Origin of the sequence: Aeromicrobium erythreum, assembly GCF_001509405.1 — a bacterium.
GTDB classification, from domain to species: Bacteria; Actinomycetota; Actinomycetes; order Propionibacteriales; family Nocardioidaceae; genus Aeromicrobium; species Aeromicrobium erythreum.
Map to the genome: position 1 here is coordinate 2,687,140 of NZ_CP011502.1, position 16,045 is coordinate 2,703,184.

At 72.7% G+C, this 16,045-nt stretch carries 18 protein-coding genes; 12 read left to right on the forward strand and 6 right to left on the reverse strand.

The features are described from left to right. Positions 1–8: 8 nt before the first annotated feature. The 3 genes from Aeryth_RS12725 to Aeryth_RS12735 are packed head-to-tail and all read right to left on the reverse strand — an operon-like array spanning position 9 to position 2,374. A complete protein-coding gene (locus Aeryth_RS12725) occupies positions 9–473 on the reverse strand; it encodes a hypothetical protein (RefSeq protein ID WP_067859321.1) in 465 nt (154 codons plus the stop codon). Then, positions 470–1,366 (reverse strand): serine hydrolase domain-containing protein, encoded by an 897-nt coding sequence (locus Aeryth_RS12730; protein WP_067859323.1) that lies wholly within the window; start codon positions 1,364–1,366, stop codon positions 470–472. The genes Aeryth_RS12725 and Aeryth_RS12730 overlap by 4 nt, the downstream gene beginning before the upstream one ends. Before the next feature lie 18 nt (positions 1,367–1,384). Next, positions 1,385–2,374 (reverse strand): 4-hydroxy-3-methylbut-2-enyl diphosphate reductase, encoded by a 990-nt coding sequence (locus tag Aeryth_RS12735; RefSeq protein ID WP_067859325.1) that lies wholly within the window; start codon positions 2,372–2,374, stop codon positions 1,385–1,387. A gap of 189 nt (positions 2,375–2,563) precedes the next feature. Between Aeryth_RS12735 and xseA the strand changes: the two genes are divergently transcribed. Both xseA and Aeryth_RS12745 read left to right on the forward strand, forming a co-directional pair. Next, positions 2,564–3,778, forward strand: coding sequence for an exodeoxyribonuclease VII large subunit (gene xseA / locus Aeryth_RS12740; RefSeq protein WP_067859327.1), 1,215 nt, complete (start codon positions 2,564–2,566; stop codon positions 3,776–3,778). Continuing rightward, a complete protein-coding gene (locus tag Aeryth_RS12745) occupies positions 3,768–4,010 on the forward strand; it encodes an exodeoxyribonuclease VII small subunit (RefSeq protein WP_067859329.1) in 243 nt (80 codons plus the stop codon). Before xseA ends, Aeryth_RS12745 begins: the two co-directional genes overlap by 11 nt. On the opposite strand, the gene Aeryth_RS12750 is transcribed toward Aeryth_RS12745, so the two are convergent. Next, a complete protein-coding gene (locus tag Aeryth_RS12750; protein ID WP_067859331.1) occupies positions 3,989–4,519 on the reverse strand; it encodes a DUF4245 domain-containing protein in 531 nt (176 codons plus the stop codon). The two genes, Aeryth_RS12745 and Aeryth_RS12750, sit on opposite strands and share 22 nt — an antisense overlap. 80 nt (positions 4,520–4,599) lie before the next feature. Here Aeryth_RS12750 and Aeryth_RS12755 point away from each other — a divergent pair, with 80 nt between their 5' ends. Genes Aeryth_RS12755 through Aeryth_RS12780 form a run of 6 tightly spaced genes read left to right on the forward strand, consistent with a single transcriptional unit; the run spans position 4,600 to position 9,453 of the window. Next, complete coding sequence (locus Aeryth_RS12755) at positions 4,600–4,989, forward strand: TOBE domain-containing protein (RefSeq protein ID WP_067859333.1); 390 nt, start codon at positions 4,600–4,602, stop codon at positions 4,987–4,989. Next, positions 4,986–5,756 carry a molybdate ABC transporter substrate-binding protein gene (gene modA / locus Aeryth_RS12760; protein ID WP_067859336.1) on the forward strand — a complete coding sequence of 257 codons (771 nt, stop codon included), beginning with the start codon at positions 4,986–4,988 and terminating at the stop codon, positions 5,754–5,756. Before Aeryth_RS12755 ends, modA begins: the two co-directional genes overlap by 4 nt. Beyond that, entirely contained in the window at positions 5,753–6,598 is an 846-nt protein-coding gene (locus Aeryth_RS12765) for an ABC transporter permease (protein ID WP_335338723.1), read from the forward strand. Before modA ends, Aeryth_RS12765 begins: the two co-directional genes overlap by 4 nt. Further along, complete coding sequence (locus Aeryth_RS12770) at positions 6,595–7,650, forward strand: sulfate/molybdate ABC transporter ATP-binding protein (protein ID WP_067859339.1); 1,056 nt, start codon at positions 6,595–6,597, stop codon at positions 7,648–7,650. Before Aeryth_RS12765 ends, Aeryth_RS12770 begins: the two co-directional genes overlap by 4 nt. A gap of 29 nt (positions 7,651–7,679) precedes the next feature. Further along, positions 7,680–8,687 carry a class II fructose-bisphosphatase gene (glpX, locus tag Aeryth_RS12775; protein ID WP_144433772.1) on the forward strand — a complete coding sequence of 336 codons (1,008 nt, stop codon included), beginning with the start codon at positions 7,680–7,682 and terminating at the stop codon, positions 8,685–8,687. 46 nt (positions 8,688–8,733) lie between these two features. After that, a complete protein-coding gene (locus Aeryth_RS12780) occupies positions 8,734–9,453 on the forward strand; it encodes a class I SAM-dependent methyltransferase (RefSeq protein ID WP_236749738.1) in 720 nt (239 codons plus the stop codon). Positions 9,454–9,462: 9 nt separating this feature from the next. Here Aeryth_RS12780 and Aeryth_RS12785 read toward each other — a convergent pair whose 3' ends face one another. Further along, entirely contained in the window at positions 9,463–10,071 is a 609-nt protein-coding gene (locus tag Aeryth_RS12785) for a GrpB family protein (RefSeq protein WP_067859342.1), read from the reverse strand. A gap of 65 nt (positions 10,072–10,136) precedes the next feature. Here Aeryth_RS12785 and Aeryth_RS12790 point away from each other — a divergent pair, with 65 nt between their 5' ends. Beyond that, a complete protein-coding gene (locus Aeryth_RS12790; RefSeq protein ID WP_067859345.1) occupies positions 10,137–11,036 on the forward strand; it encodes an alpha/beta fold hydrolase in 900 nt (299 codons plus the stop codon). Between the two features lie 31 nt (positions 11,037–11,067). Here Aeryth_RS12790 and Aeryth_RS12795 read toward each other — a convergent pair whose 3' ends face one another. After that, the gene (locus Aeryth_RS12795; RefSeq protein ID WP_067859348.1) at positions 11,068–11,424 is read right to left on the reverse strand and encodes a VOC family protein; all 357 of its coding nucleotides are present in this window, start codon (positions 11,422–11,424) and stop codon (positions 11,068–11,070) included. A 109-nt stretch (positions 11,425–11,533) separates the two neighbouring features. On the opposite strand from Aeryth_RS12795, the gene Aeryth_RS12800 reads away from it, so the two are divergent. The 3 genes from Aeryth_RS12800 (at position 11,534) to Aeryth_RS12810 (ending at position 15,435) form a co-directional block, all read left to right on the forward strand. Then, positions 11,534–12,157, forward strand: a complete 624-nt coding sequence (locus Aeryth_RS12800) for a polyamine aminopropyltransferase (RefSeq protein ID WP_067859351.1) — start codon at positions 11,534–11,536, stop codon at positions 12,155–12,157. A gap of 22 nt (positions 12,158–12,179) precedes the next feature. Then, entirely contained in the window at positions 12,180–13,880 is a 1,701-nt protein-coding gene (locus Aeryth_RS12805) for a fumarate hydratase (RefSeq protein WP_144433773.1), read from the forward strand. A gap of 157 nt (positions 13,881–14,037) precedes the next feature. Beyond that, positions 14,038–15,435 carry a class II fumarate hydratase gene (locus Aeryth_RS12810; protein WP_067859356.1) on the forward strand — a complete coding sequence of 466 codons (1,398 nt, stop codon included), beginning with the start codon at positions 14,038–14,040 and terminating at the stop codon, positions 15,433–15,435. Positions 15,436–16,045: the final 610 nt, after the last annotated feature.

Genomic DNA, 16,045 nt, shown 5'->3' on the forward strand with positions numbered 1-16,045 from the left:
CGCCCACCTCACGCGTCAGGCTGGGCGATGAGGTTCCGAATCTGCGGGAGAGTGCCGGGGTCCTCCAGCACGCGCCGCAACATGGCGTGCGCCTCCTCCTGGTCCTCGGCGGGGTACCCGCCCCCCGTGTGGCCGTCGAGGAGCAGCAGCGCGTCGGTGCCATCGGCATGAACGATGCGCACCGCCACCTCGACCGACGACAGGGTGCTGCCCCAACCTGTGGCCTCAGCTGCCGCAGCCCTGAGAAAGGCCCAGAGTCCGGGCTTCGACGTGCGACTCGTCGGCGCGGACACGAGCAGGTCGGTGACGTCGGCCCACGACCACGTCGCCTCGTCGACCATCGCCTCGGCATCGACGTCGAGCCGTCGGTGCACGAGCCCCTCGGTCGTGAGCAGCACGTGATCGCGCCACGGGTCGCCGACCGCCACCGCGTCGTCGGTGGTCACCAGCCAGGCCATGCGGTGCTCGCTCATGACATCTCCCCCTCCTCAGACGCCGCTGCGGACGCCAGCTGGTCCAGCACGTCCGCCGCCCTTCGGTCGGCGAAGGCCGCCCGTCCGCCGACGGCGCTGGCCACCCCCACGATCCCTGTGGCGGGACGCCACGCCACCACCGCACCGCAGCGCATGAGAGCGCCGTGGTGGACGGCCAGGCCGTCGTCCACCCGCCATGCGTGGGGCTGCCGAGAGGGATCGAGCAGGCCGCCGTCGGCCGAGGCCCGCACGAGCGCCGCCATGTCGTCGAGGGTGGCCACGAGACCCGCCGCCCCGACGAACGGGCCGTCGCCGATCACCCACTCGTCGAGGGGGCGGCCCCAGATGCTCAGCGCCTCGACGACGTCGTCACGCTCACCGGTCCTCCGGGCGACGTCGAACGCGGTCGGGTCGAGACCGGCCGGCTCGACGAGCGTGCTCCGCACCTGCTCCAGCCACGGTCCGCCGACCTCCTTCAGCATCCGCGTCAGCACCGCGTAGCCGAGGTTGGAGTACTCGCCCACCACCCGACGACGCTGGTCGACGAGCGCGTCGAGCTCGGGCAGCACGTCGTGATCGAACCGCTCTCGCGTCCACCGCCGGTAGGGATCGAGGAGCTCGCGGCGCTGACCTGGCGCAGTGCGCGGCAGCCCCGACCGATGCCGGACGAGCTCGGCCACGGTGATCGGCGACGTCGAGTCAAGCACCTCCTCGACCCTCGTGTCCCAGGCCCACGTGCCGCGCTCGACCATCGCGTGGGCCAGCCCGGCCGTCAGGACCTTCGACACCGAGCCCCACCGGACCGGCGCGTCGCCGCGGTGCCATCCGGACGCCCGCCAGTACTCCTCGTCGCCGGCGAGGAGCAGGGCGGCCGTGCTGGTCCGTCTGCTCATCCGCCCACCACGTCGGTCTCAGACCTTGCCGGCGGCCTTCATGTCGCGGCGCAGCTCGGGCGGGAGGGCGAAGGTGAGGGTCTCGTCGGCGGTGCGCACGGCGGCCGCGTCGGGGTGGCCGTGCTCGGCGAGGTAGGTGAGGACGTCCTGGACCAGGTCGTCGGGCACCGAGGCTCCCGACGTCACGCCGACGGTCTCGACACCGTCGAGCCACTCCTCCTGGAGCTCGCTGACGTCGTCGATGCGGTAGGACGCCGACGCGCCCGCCTCGAGCGCGACCTCGACCAGGCGCACCGAGTTCGAGGAGTTCGAGGACCCGACGACGATGACGAGGTCGGCGTCCTTCGCGATCTCCTTGACCGCGACCTGGCGGTTCTGGGTGGCGTAGCAGATGTCGTCGGACGGCGGGTCCTCCAGCTGCGGGAACTTCTCGCGCAGCCGGCGGACGGTCTCCATCGTCTCGTCGACGCTCAGGGTGGTCTGCGAGAGCCACGACAGCCGGGTGCCCTCGGGGAACTCGAGCGCGTCGACGTCGTCCGGGCTCTCGACGAGGGTGATGTGCTCGGGCGCCTCGCCCGCAGTGCCCTCGACCTCCTCGTGGCCCGCGTGTCCGATGAGCAGGATGCGGTAGTCCTCGGCGGCGAAACGGCGGGCCTCGTGGTGGACCTTGGTGACGAGTGGGCACGTGGCGTCGATCGTCTTGAGACCGCGCTCGGCGGCCTGCTCGTGCACCATCGGCGACACGCCGTGGGCGGAGAACACGACCGTGGCGCCCTCGGGCACCTCGTCGAGCTCCTCGACGAACACCGCTCCGCGCTCGGCCAGCGTGTTGACGACGTGCTTGTTGTGGACGATCTGCTTGCGGACGTACACCGGCGCCCCGTAGAGGTCGAGCGCCTTCTCGACGGTGATGACCGCGCGGTCCACGCCGGCGCAGTAGCCGCGCGGGTCGGCGAGGAGCACGCTCCCACCGACGGGGGGCATGCCGAGGTCCACGTGGGTCGTCATAGGTGCATCGTACCGACCGGCGACAGACCGCGAGCCCGTCGGCGCGACCCCGCCAGCCGCCGACCGCCTCGTCGAGGCACGGGAATCTCAGCGGAGCACGGAGAGCATTCCGTGCTCCGCTGAGGAAACCGTGCCCGGTGGAGATTCCCAGGGCGACCTGGGAATCTCCCACCTCCTAGGCTGAGGCGCATGGCGCTCGACACGACGGCGGACTCCCCCGCGCCCCTGCGGCAGGTGTCGACGCTGATCGGGCAATGGGTGGGGCGGCTGGGGGCGATCTGGGTCGAGGCCGAGGTGGCGCAGCTGACCCGACGGCCCGGCGTCTGCTTCCTCGTCCTCCGCGACCTGCGGGCCACCCTCTCGATCCGCGCCACCTGCCACGTGTCCGTCCTCGACGCGTCCGCCGCGCCCGTCACCGAGGGCGCGCGGGTGGTCGTGCACGCGCGGCCGGAGTTCTACGAGCCGAACGGCTCGCTCACCCTGCAGGTGCGCGAGATCCGACCCGCCGGCGAGGGCGAGCTGCTCGCCCAGCTCGAGCGACGCAAGCAGCTGCTCGCCGCCGAGGGGCTCTTCGACGTCCGGCTCAAGAAGCCGCTGCCGTTCCTGCCCGGCACCGTCGGGCTGGTCACCGGACGCGCCTCGGCCGCCGAGCGCGACGTGCTCGAGAACGCCCGCCTGCGGTGGCCGGGCGTCCGGTTCGTCGTCCGGCACGCCCTCATGCAGGGGGCCGGCTCGGCGCGCGACGTCGTGGCCGCCGTGCAGGAGCTCGCGCCCCAGGTCGACGTGCTCGTCGTGGCCCGCGGCGGAGGGTCGCTGGAGGACCTCCTGCCGTTCTCCGACGAGTCGCTCGTGCGCGCGGTGCACGCCTGCCGGGTGCCCGTGGTCAGCGCCATCGGCCACGAGCAGGACACGCCCTTGCTCGACCTCGTCGCCGACGTCCGCGCCTCCACGCCCACCGACGCCGCCAAGCGCGTGGTCCCCGACGCCGCCGAGGAGCAGGACCGGCTCGCCCACGCCCGCTCGCGGCTGCGTCGGGCGGTCACGACCCTCGTCGACCGCGAGGCGCACGGGCTGGCGCAGCTGCGCTCACGCCCCGTCCTCGCCGCGCCGCACGTGCTCGTGGACGCGCAGCACGACGCGCTCACCCACCTGCGCGAGCGCGCCGACCGCGCCCTGCGGCACCGGCTCGACCGTGAGCACGACACCGTCGGGCACCACCTCGCGCGCGTGCGGGCGCTGTCGCCGCTCGCCACCCTCGAGCGCGGCTACGCGGTCGCGCAGACCACCGACGGGCACGTGCTCACCTCCGTGGCCGACGTGCCCGCCGCCTTCGTGGTGCGCCTCGCCGACGGCAGCGCCCACGTCACGACCGACCGCACCGAGGAGACCCCGCATGCCGACTGAGCCCGAGCCCGACACCACCCTCGACCTCTCCTACGAGCAGGCTCGCGAGGAGCTGGTGTCCGTGGTGCAGCGCCTCGAGACCGGCGGCGTCGGCCTCGAGGAGTCGCTCGCGCTCTGGGAGCGCGGCGAGCAGCTCGCCACCGTGTGCCAGCGCTGGCTCGACGGCGCGCGCGAGCGCCTCGACCGCGCCGCCCGCGGTGACGACGAGGCTCAGGACAGCGACGCGACGTAGCGCTCGAGCGTCGTGCGGTCGACGTCGCTCGTCACGACGGCGGTCGTGTCCTCCCGCGGCCCCGGGACCACGCGCGAGTACGTGGTCTCGTCGTCGGGCGACGACCAGCGCGTCCAGGTCTGGTCGCCGATCTCGACCTCGTCGACGCGCTCGCTGCCCGGCACCAGCTCCTCGACCGTGGCCTCCTCGGCGCCCGGCGCCTGCTGGATGCCGATGAAGCGCTGGTCGTCGGTCAGCGTGCCGAGGCTCCACACCTCCTCACGCACCCGCGACGACGTCACCTTCCAGCCCTCGGGCAGCGACGTGGGCGCGAGCAGGTCGGCGCCCGTCTCGCGCTCGGCCCCGGGCAGCACCGCCGCGTAGTCGACCGCCGGCACCTGCGGCTCCTTCGGCGCGTTGCCGTAGAAGAGGTGCGCCACCCCCCAGACGACGAGCAGGCCGACACCGAGCACGCCGACCGACCGGATGATGTCGCCGAGCTTCGGGTTGCCGCGACTCGAGCCGGCCATGCGTCCTCCAGGAAGTGATCTCGCCGCAGACGCGGCCCGTTCATCGGCACACGGCCGCGAGTGCGGCTACGCTCCGCAGCATGGTCGTGCACAAGCTCTCCGACGCCGCAGCATTGATCGGCGTCAGCGATGACACCCTACGTCGCTGGCAGCAGCAGGGTCGGTTCAGCCCGGTCGACGTCGACGGCCGGGCGGGCATCGAGGGCACCGAGCTGGCGCGTCTCGCCGCCGAGCACGCGGCGACGCCCGACCACGGGCCCGAGCACACGAGCGCCCGGAACCATCTGCGCGGGATCGTCACCCGCATCACCACCGACACGGTGATGGCGCAGGTCGAGCTGGTCTGCGGCCCGTACCGCGTCGTCTCCCTCGTCAGCCGTGAGTCCGTCGAGGCGCTCGGGCTCGAGCCCGGCAGCGTCGCCTGGGCGACCGTCAAGTCCACCAACGTCTCCCTGGAGGTCTCGTCATGAAGAGGCTCGCGACCGCCGCAGCCGCCGCTGCCCTGCTGCTCCCCCTCGCCGCGTGCGGCAACGACGACGCCGTCGACCCGCGGGCCGACGTCGACAGCACGCTCGTCGTCTACGCCGCGGCGTCGCTCAAGGGCACCTTCACCGAGCTGGCGAAGGAGTTCGAGGCCGCGAACGAGGGCGTCACCGTGCAGCTGAGCTTCGGCGGCTCCTCCGACCTCGTCTCGCAGATCAGCGAGGGCGCGCCCGCGGACGTCTTCGCCTCCGCCGACGAGAAGAACATGGACACGCTCGTCGGCGACGACCTCGTGGCCGGCGACCCCCAGGACTTCGCGTCGAACACGCTCGTGATCGTCACGCCTCCGGACAACCCGGGCGACGTCACGTCGCTCGACGACCTCGCAGACCCCGACCTCGACGTCGTGGTCTGCGCGCCGCAGGTGCCCTGCGGCAGCGCCGCGCAGAAGCTCGCCACCGCCGCCGGCGTCACGCTGGCGCCCGACAGCGAGGAGCAGTCGGTCACCGACGTGCTCACGAAGGTGACGTCGGGCGAGGCCGACGCCGGGCTCGTCTACGTGACCGACGCGAAGGGCGCCGGCGACGACGTCCGCACCGTCGACGTGCCGCAGGCCTCACAGGTCGTCAACACCTACCCGATCGCGGTGCTCTCGGACGCCAAGCAGCCCAGCCTGGCCCGCGACTGGGTCGAGCTGGTGACCGGCTCGCAGGGCCAGAAGGTGCTGCGCGCGGCCGGCTTCGCCCGACCGTGAGCCCTGGGGGCGCGCCGCTCGCGCCCGACGTGCAGCGGGGCACGGGGGCCCGACGCACCCAGCGCACGGCCGGCGACCTCCCCCGGTGGGTCTGGCTGCCCGCGGCGCTCGGTGCCGCGCTCGTGGTCGTGCCCGTCGTCGCGCTGCTCACCCGCGTCGACTGGTCGGACCTCCCGGCGCTGCTGACGTCGGAGTCGTCGCGCGCGGCGCTGTGGCTCAGCCTGCGCACCGCCGCGGCCTCCACCGTGCTCTGCGTGCTGCTGGGCGTGCCGATGGCGTTCGTGCTCGCCCGCACCCGGTTCCCGGGGCAGGCCCTGCTGCGCGCGTTCGTCCTGCTGCCCCTCGTCCTGCCGCCCGTCGTCGGCGGCATCGCCCTGCTCGCGACCTTCGGGCGCCGCGGCCTGCTCGGGTCGAGCCTCGAGGTGCTCGGCGTGCAAGTCGCGTTCTCGACCACGGCCGTGGTCCTCGCCCAGACGTTCGTGGCGCTGCCCTTCCTGGTCATCAGCCTCGAGGGCAGCCTGCGCACCGCCGGGCACCGCTACGAGACCGTCGCGGCGACGCTCGGGGCCCGGCCCTCGACCGTGCTGCGCCGGGTCAGCCTGCCGCTCGTCCTGCCCGGACTTGTGTCGGGCGCGGTCCTCGCCTTCGCGCGGGCGCTCGGGGAGTTCGGTGCCACCATCACCTTCGCGGGCAGCCTGCAGGGGGTCACGCGGACGCTGCCGCTCGAGATCTACCTGCAGCGCGAGACCGACCCCGACGCCGCCGTCGCGCTCTCCCTGCTGCTCGTCGTGGTGGCCGTGCTCGTCATCGTGCTCGTGCGCGGCCGCGAGGGTCGCTCATGAGCATCGCGCTGCGCCTGCAGGTGCCCGAGCGCGACGTCGACCTCGCGCTCGACGTCGCCGCCGGCAGCACGCTGGGGCTGGTCGGACCCAACGGCGCAGGCAAGTCGACCGTGCTCGCGGCGCTCGCCGGCACGCTGCGACCCCCGCACGCCCGCCTCGAGGTCGACGGCCACGTGCTCGTCGACACCGCGACGGGTCGGTGGACGCCGCCGTACGCACGCGGGGTCGGGCTGCTCGCGCAGGAGCCGCTGCTGTTCCCCCACCTCGACGTCGTCGCGAACGTCGCCTTCGGGCCGCGCAGCCGTGGGGCCTCGCGCGCCGAGGCGGAGAGGATCGCCCACGACCGGCTGACCGAGCTCGGGTGCACCGACCTCGCCGACCGGCGGCCCGGCACGCTGTCGGGCGGGCAGGCAGCGCGGGTGGCCCTCGCGCGCGCTCTCGCCCCCGATCCTGGCGTGCTGCTGCTCGACGAGCCGATGGCCGCGCTCGACGCCGCCGTCGTCCCGCAGCTGCGCACGATCCTCGCGCAGGTGCTGCGTCGACGTCGCGACGCCGGCCGCACCGCCGTGCTCGTCACCCACGACGTGCTGGACGCCCTGCTGCTCACCGACACGCTGGCCGTCGTCGAGCACGGCCGCGTCGTCGACGTCGGCCCCACCCAGCGCGTGCTCGAGCAGCCGCGCAGCGTCTTCGCCGCCGAGCTCGCCGGGCTCAACCTGCTGCGCGGCACGGCGACGTCACCGGGCCTGCACACGCCCGAGGGACTCGTCGTCCACGCCTCCGGCTCCACGCCCCCGGCCGGGGCGCCCGCGGTGGCCGTGCTCGACCCGGCCGCCGTCGCCGTGCACCTGGAGGCGCCCGCCGGCAGCCCCCGCAACGTCTGGCCGGCCACGGTCACGGCCGTCGAGCCGCGTGGTCGGCGAGCACTCGTGCGCACCGACGTCGTCAGTGCCGACGTGACGGTCGACGCCGTCGCCGACCTGCTCCTGGAGCCCGGTCGACGCGTCCACCTGGTGGTCAAGGCGAGCGAAGTGCAGGTGCACGGCCTCTGACCGGCGCCGACGCCGGTAGGGTGCGGAGCGTGGAAAGCCTGCAGCCCGCCGCCCAAGCCCCGGACCGCAACCTCGCCCTGGACCTCGTCCGTGTCACGGAGGCCGGTGCCATGGCCGCCGGTCGCTGGGTCGGGCGCGGCGACAAGAACGGCGCCGACGGCGTCGCCGTCAACGCGATGCGGAGCCTCATCAACACCGTCACCATGGACGGCGTCGTCGTCATCGGCGAGGGCGAGAAGGACGAGGCGCCCATGCTGTTCAACGGCGAGCAGGTCGGCGACGGCTCCGGCGCCGAGTGCGACGTGGCGGTCGACCCGATCGACGGCACGACCCTGTGCGCGAAGGGCATGCCCAACGCGATCTCGGTCATGGCCGTCGCGCCCCGCGGGTCCATGTACGACCCGTCGGCCGTCTTCTACATGGAGAAGCTGGTGGCCGGCCCGGAGGCCGCCGACCAGGTCGACATCCGCCTCCCGGTGTCCAAGAACATTGCCCTCGTCGCCAAGGCCAAGGGCATCAGCAACAGCGACGTCACCGTCTGCGTGCTCGACCGGCCCCGCCACGCCGCCCTGGTGCAGGAGATCCGCGACGCGGGTGCGCGCATCAAGTTCATCAGCGACGGCGACGTGGCCGGTGCCATCGTCGCGGCGCGCCCCGACACCGGCGTCGACCTGCTCGTCGGCACGGGCGGCACGCCCGAGGGGATCATCACGGCCTGCGCCATCAAGGCGATCGGCGGTGTCATCCAGGGTCGGCTCGCGCCCACCGACGACGACGAGCGCCAGCGCGCGATCGACGCCGGGCACGACCTCGACCGGGTGCTGCTCACCGACGACCTCGTCGTCGCCGACGACTGCTTCTTCGTCGCCACCGGCATCACCGACGGCGAGCTGCTCGACGGCGTCCGTTACGCCAAGGGCAAGGCGTTCACCGAGTCGCTCGTGATGCGCTCGCGCAGCGGCACGATCCGCAAGATCACCAGCGAGCACCAGCTGACGAAGCTCAAGGCCTACTCGGCCATCGACTACGAGCGCTGAGCCGACGTCGGGCGTCGAGGTGCAGGAGCGACCACGGGCGCGGCACGTGCGCAGTGTCGACGACGTGCTCGCGCTCATGGACGACCTGTTCACGTCGACCGCCGACCGCTGGACCGACGGCGCCGGCGCGGCCTGGTGGGACGACTTCTACACCGACCGGTCCCGGCCCGTGCCGTTCTTCGTCGACGCCCCTGACGAGAACCTGGCCGCCTGGGTCGAGGCGGGCGAGGTGCGGCCCCGACGCGCCCTCGACCTCGGCTGCGGGACGGGCCGCAACAGCCGCTACCTGACGTCCGTCGGCGCCGCCGTCGATGCCGTCGACCTCTCGGCGACCGCGGTCGCGTGGGCGCGGGAGCAGGAGGACCACGCCAACGCGTCGCCGCGGTACCACGTGGGCGACGCGTTCGGCGGCGTCGGCGACGTGCTCGCCGGGCCCTACGAGCTCGTGTACGACTCCGGCTGCCTGCACCACCTGCCGCCCCACCGTCGCGTCGCCTACCGGCGCCTCCTCGACCGCGTGCTCGCTCCCGGCGGCTGGTTCGGCGTCGTGTGCTTCCACGACGGCTTCATGGGCACGGGGGCGCCCGACGAACAGCTCTACCTGCGCGGCGGGCTCGAGGGCGGGATCGCGTTCACCGCCGACGACCTGCGGTGGATCTTCGACGACCTCGAGCCCGTCGAGGTCCGCCCCATGCGCGAGCAGCGGGGCACGGGTCGCTTCGGCGAGGCGTTCCTGCTCACCGCGCTGTTCCGCAGACCTTCCTGAGCACCGGCGTCAGACGGGGTACCCGTGCGCCGCGAACATGCGGGCGTGGATCGCGCGCACCACGTCCTGCTTGCGGGCGTTGTACTGCATGACGTGCTCGCCGGCGTCGCGCGCCGCCGCCGACGCGGCGCGCTTGGCGTCGGCGTAGAGGTCGCGGTCGTCGGGGTGGGTGCGCAGCCAGTCGCGGAACATCCGCATGCGCGCGACCTCCGCGCCGTCCGCGTGGAAGACGTGCAGGTTGGTGCGCGTGTCGTGGTGGCGCAGCAGACGGTGGCCCTGCCACCACGGCTCACGGACCACGAGCCGGAAGCCCTGCGACTCCAGCGCCGGCACGTAGGCGTCCTCGTCGTCGGGGTCGGGCACCACGAGGAGGAGGTCGAGCAGCGGCTTGGCCGCGAGGCCCGGCACCGACGTCGACCCGACGTGCTCGACGCTCACGGCGGTCCTGCCGAGCGCAGCCTCCACGGTGTCGACGAGCCGGGCAGCCTGCTCGGTCCAGGCAGGGTCGGGCTCGACCACGACGACGTCGCGTCCGGGCCCGGCCCCTTCGACCCACGGTGACGCCCCGGGCGGGGGCTCGACCTCGTCGAAGCGGACGATCTCCTCGGGCGTGGCCACGTCGACGACCGTATCCGGTCTCGTCCGGCCTGCCCCAGCCCCCGACTCCTCGTACCATCACCTGCATGGCCGGCTCCGGAGAACAGTTCGCGCACCTGCCGTCGGGCATCGACCTCTGCTACGAGACGTTCGGCGACCCCGCCGACCCTCCCGTGCTGCTGGTCATGGGCCTCGGCGGCCCGATGGGGTGGTGGGACGTCGCGTTCTGCGAGCAGCTCGTCGCGCACGGGCTGTTCGTCGTGCGCTACGACAACCGCGACACCGGCCGCTCCACCAAGCTGCGCCAGCACCGCGTGAGCCGGATCGACCTCGCGAAGGCGCTGGTCGGCCTCACCACGCCGCCGTACACGATCGGCGACCTCGCCGACGACGCCTTCGGGCTGCTCGACCACCTCGACGTCGAGGCCGCGCACGTCGTGGGCGTCTCGATGGGCGGCATGATCGCCCAGACGATGGCGGTGGCGCACCCCGAGCGGGTGCGCTCGCTCGTGTCGATCATGTCGACCACGGGCCGGCGCACCGTCGGCTACCAGAACCCCAAGCTGCTGCCCGCCCTGCTCAGCAAGGCCGGCCACACGCGCGACGAGTACGTGGAGCGCTCGCTGCGAGGCACCCAGATGATCGCGTCGCCGGACTACCCGACCGACCCCGAGTTCGCGCGCGACCGCGCCTACGAGACCTACGACCGCGGCTGGTCGGCGAGCGGGGTGACGCGCCAGGTGATGGCGATCCTGACCCAGCCCGACCGCACGGCCGACCTCGCCAGGCTCGACGTCCCCGCCACCGTCATCCACGGCACGCGCGACCCGCTGGTCCACCGGTCCGGCGGGAAGGCGACGGCCGCGGCGCTGCGGGGCTCCGAGCACGTCGAGATCGAGGGCATGGCCCACGACCTCCCGAGCCAGCTCTACGACCAGATCGTCGAGGCGATCGTCCGCACCGTCGAGCGCGCCCAGCACGCCTGACCACGCTCCCCGACGCGGGACACCCAGCGGACTAGACGTCGCTCCAGACACCGAGCCGGTTGCCGGCGGGATCGGTGAAGTGGAAGCGGCGGCCGCCGGGGAACGCGAACACGTCGTCGACGACCGTGCCGCCGGCCTCGACGACTGCGTCGCGGGTCGCCTCGAGGTCGGCCGACCAGAGCTGGACGAGAGGACCGGTGGTCGACGGCGTGCCGGTGGGGTCGAACCCGCCCGCCTCGCCCTCCCCCTCGACGCGCTGGATGCCGACGTAGTCGGGTCCGTAGTCGGTGAAGCGCCAGCCGAACGCGTCGCCGTAGAACTGCTGCGCGGCGGCGAGGTCGGGCGCCGGGATCTCGATGTAGTCGATGCCGTGGTGGGTGTGTGCCATGACCCGACGCTAGGCCCCTCCCCCGACGTTTCGGCACGCCATCGCCGTCATCTGCACCCGGACCGGGCGATGGTGCTCCGCATCGTGGGTCTGGCCTAGGGTCCCTGACGTGGACGAAGCAGCCGAGGTCGTGGTGCGGGTCCGGGCCGACGGTGCCACGGAGCTGCGGGTCAACGGCGTGTTCGTCATGGACGACGTCGAGACGTCCAGCGAACGGCTGCTCGCCGAGCTCGTGCTCGACCTCGGCGCCCGCGAGGTGCTCGTCGGCGGGCTCGGCCTCGGCTACACGGCCCAGGCGCTCCTGGCCGGCGATGTCGAGCGTCTGGTGGTCGCCGAGCTGCACGCCGACGTCGTGGCGGCCGTGCGCGCAGGCGCCGGGGCCGGCCCGGCCGTCCTCGACGACCCGCGCTGCACCGTCGCGGTCGGTGACGTGCGCGACGTCGTCGCCGCGCAGCCCGACGCGTCCCTCGACGCCGTCCTGCTCGACGTCGACAACGGTCCCGACTTCCTCGTGCACGAGACGAACGCCGCCGTGTACGCGGCCGACGGTCTCGCCGACGCCGCCCGCGTGCTGCGGCCCGGCGGGACCCTGGCCGTCTGGTCGATGGCCGACTCTGCCCCCCTGCGCGCACGGCTCGCGGCCCTGCTCGACGACGTCGGGGCGGTCGCCGTCCCCGTCGACCTCCAGGGACGCTCCGAGCACTACTGGGTGCTGACCGGCCGCGCGCGCTGAGCGCGGACGCTATCGTCTGCCCGTGGCCGACGCAGACTTCCTGTACTCCGACCTGCTCCCGACGGGTCCTGACGAGACCCCGTACCGCCTCGTCACGACCGAGGGCGTCTCGACCTCCGAGGTCGTGCTCCCCGACGGCAGCACCCGCACGTTCCTGCACGTGGAGCCCGAGGCGCTGCGCCGGCTCACGGCCGAGGCGATGCACGACATCAGCCACTACCTGCGGCCCGCGCACCTCGCGCAGCTGCGGAAGATCATCGACGATCCCGAGGCGTCGGGCAACGATCGCTTCGTGGCGCTCGACCTGCTGAAGAACGTCAACATCTCCGCCGGCGGCGTGCTGCCGATGTGCCAGGACACCGGCACCGCGATCGTCATGGGCAAGAAGTCCGAGGGCGTGCTCACCGGCGCCGACGACGCCGAGGCGATCAGCCGCGGCGTGCACGACGCGTACACGCAGCTCAACCTGCGCTACAGCCAGCTCGCACCGCTCACCACCTACGAGGAGAAGAACACCGGCACCAACCTGCCGGCCCAGATCGAGCTCTACTCCTCCCCCGGCACGAAGCCGACGCCGGAGTACTCGTTCCTGTTCATGGCCAAGGGCGGCGGCTCGGCCAACAAGTCCTTCCTCTACCAGGAGACGAAGGCGATCCTGAACCCCACACGGCTCCTGGAGTTCCTCGACGAGAAGATCAAGAGCCTCGGCACCGCGGCCTGCCCGCCCTACCACCTGGCCGTCGTCATCGGCGGGACGTCGGCGGAGTTCGCCCTCAAGACGGCCAAGTACGCCTCCGCGCACTACCTCGACGAGCTGCCCACGGAAGGCTCGATGAGCGCGCACGGGTTCCGCGACGTCGAGCTCGAGCAGCAGGTCTTCGAGCTCACCCAGTCCTTCGGCATCGGGGCCCAGTTCGGCGGCAAGTACTTCTGCCACGACGTCCGCGTCGTGCGCCTGCCGCGCCACGGCGCGTCGTGCCCGGTCGCCATCGCCGTCTCGTGCTCGGCCGACCGTCAGGCCCGCGCCAAGATCACCCCCGAGGGCGTCTTCCTCGAGCAGCTCGAGACCGACCCCGCGCAGTACATGCCCGACGCCGGCGTGGCCGAGGACATCAGCGGCGGTGAGGTCGTGCAGGTCGACCTGACCCGGCCGATGGACGAGATCCGGGCGCAGCTGTCGCAGTACCCGGTGAAGACGCGCCTGTCGCTCACCGGCCCGCTCGTCGTCGCCCGCGACATCGCCCACGCGAAGATCGCCGAGCGGCTCGACGCGGGCGAGCCGATGCCGCAGTACCTCAAGGACCACCCCGTCTACTACGCCGGACCGGCCAAGACGCCCGAGGGCATGGCGTCGGGCTCGTTCGGCCCCACCACCGCAGGCCGCATGGACTCCTACGTGCGACGCTTCCAGGAGGCAGGCGGGTCGCTGGTCATGCTCGCCAAGGGCAACCGCAGCAAGCAGGTGACCGAGGCCTGCGACGCCTACGGCGGCTTCTACCTGGGTTCCATCGGCGGACCCGCCGCCCGGCTCGCGCAGGACTGCATCCGCAGCCAGGAGGTCATCGAGTACCCCGAGCTCGGCATGGAGGCGGTCTGGAAGATCGAGGTCGAGGACTTCCCGGCCTTCATCGTCGTCGACGACAAGGGCAACGACTTCTTCACCGACCCGTCGGGGACGGTGACCGTGCCCGTCACGGGCCTGCGGGTGCGCTCGGCCCAGTAACCCGCCTCCCCCGCGCCCTCCCACCCCTTCGCGACGTCCGCCACCCCGCTGAGCGTGACGTTCGCGGGGCGGATGGGGCGGATGCAGCCCGCGAACGTCACGCTCAGCGGGTGGGCGGCCGGGTCGCCGTCCGGACGGCTCGCGCTAGCGTGGGGGCATGAGCGAGAACGACACGGCCTGGCGCATCGAGCACGACACCATGGGTGAGGTGAGGGTCCCCGCCGACGCTCTCTGGCGGGCCCAGACGCAGCGCGCGGTCGAGAACTTCCCGATCTCCGGCACCCCGATCGAGCCGGCCCAGATCAAGGCGCTCGCGCAGATCAAGGCCGCGTGCGCCCGGGCGAACGCCGAGCTCGGCATCCTCGACGGCGACCTCGCGGACGCGATCGTCGCGGCCGCGCAGGAGGTGGCCAGCGGCGCCCACGACGCGCACTTCCCCATCGACGTCTTCCAGACCGGCTCCGGCACGTCGAGCAACATGAACACCAACGAGGTCATCGCCACGCTCGCGACCCGCTCGCTCGGTCGCGACGTGCACCCGAACGACCACGTCAACGCGTCGCAGTCGAGCAACGACGTCTTCCCGACGTCGATCCACGTGGCCGCGACGGCGTCGACCGTCAACCAGCTGCTGCCCGACCTCGACCACCTCGCGCAGTCGCTCGAGCGCAAGGCCGAGGAGCTCGCCGAGGTCGTCAAGTCGGGTCGCACGCACCTGATGGACGCCACGCCCGTGACGCTCGGCCAGGAGTTCGCCGGCTACGCCGCGCAGGTGCGCAAGGGCATCGCCCGCGTCGAGCGTGCGCTGCCGTCGGCCGCCGAGGTCCCGCTGGGCGGCACCGCCGTCGGCACCGGCATCAACACCCCCGCCGGCTTCCCGCAGCGCGTCATCGAGATCCTCGCCGCCGACACCGGCCTGCCGATCACCGAGGCCACCGACCACTTCGAGGCGCAGGGCGCGCGCGACGGGATCGTCGAGCTGTCCGGCGCGCTGCGCACGGTCGCGGTCAGCCTCACGAAGATCTGCAACGACCTGCGCTGGATGGGCTCGGGCCCGCGCACCGGCCTGGGCGAGATCAACCTGCCCGACCTGCAGCCCGGGTCGAGCATCATGCCCGGCAAGGTGAACCCCGTCCTGCCGGAGGCGACGCTCATGGTCTGCGCGCAGGTCATCGGCAACGACGCGACCATCACCTACGCCGGCGCGTCGGGGTCGTTCGAGCTGAACGTGCAGCTGCCCGTCATCGGACGCAACGTCCTGGAGTCGATCCGGCTGCTCGGCAACACCTCGCGCGTGCTCGCCGACCGGTGCGTCGACGGCATCACCGCCAACGTCGAGCGCTGCCTCGAGCTGGCGGAGTCGAGCCCCTCGGTCGTGACGCCCCTCAACCGCCACATCGGCTACGAGAACGCCGCGAAGGTCGCGAAGAAGGCCGTCAAGGAGCGCAAGACGATCCGCGAGGTCGTGGTCGAGGACGGCTACGTCGAGCGCGGCGACCTGACCGAGGCCGAGCTCGACGCCGCCCTCGACGTCATGAGCATGACCCACCCCTGACCAGCGTCCAGCTCCGCTGGTCGAGCAGGCGCCGCGCGTGAGGAACGAACGCCGCGTCGCCGTATCGAGACCACCCGCGAACGGCTCAGCGCGGGCCAACCCCCAGCGACAGCCCAGAGTGGTCTCGATACGCACGGAGCACGCTCGTCCCTCGCGGCTCCGCGCTACTCGACCAGCGGAACCCGCCGCTGGTCGAGTAGTCAGGACGAGCTTGCGAAGTCCTGACGTATCGAGACCACCCGACAACGGCTCAGCGTGACCCAACCACCAGCGTCTGCTTGGAATGGTCTCGATACGCCCGGAGCACGCTCGTACCTCGCGGCTCCGCGCTACTCGACCAGCGGCAGGATCCGCCGGTCGAGTAGTCAGGACGAGCTTGCGAAGTCCTGACGTATCGAGACCACCCGGCAACGGCTCAGCGCGACCCAACCCCCAGCGACAGCCCAGAGTGGTCTCGATACACCTCCCCTCGCTGGCGCTCGTGGAGGCACTCGACCAGCGGCAGGATCCACTGGTCGAGTAGCAGGGACGAGCTTGCGAAGTCCTGCGTATCGAGACCACCCGACAACGGATCAGCGCGGGCCAACCCCCAGCGACAGCCCAGAGTGGT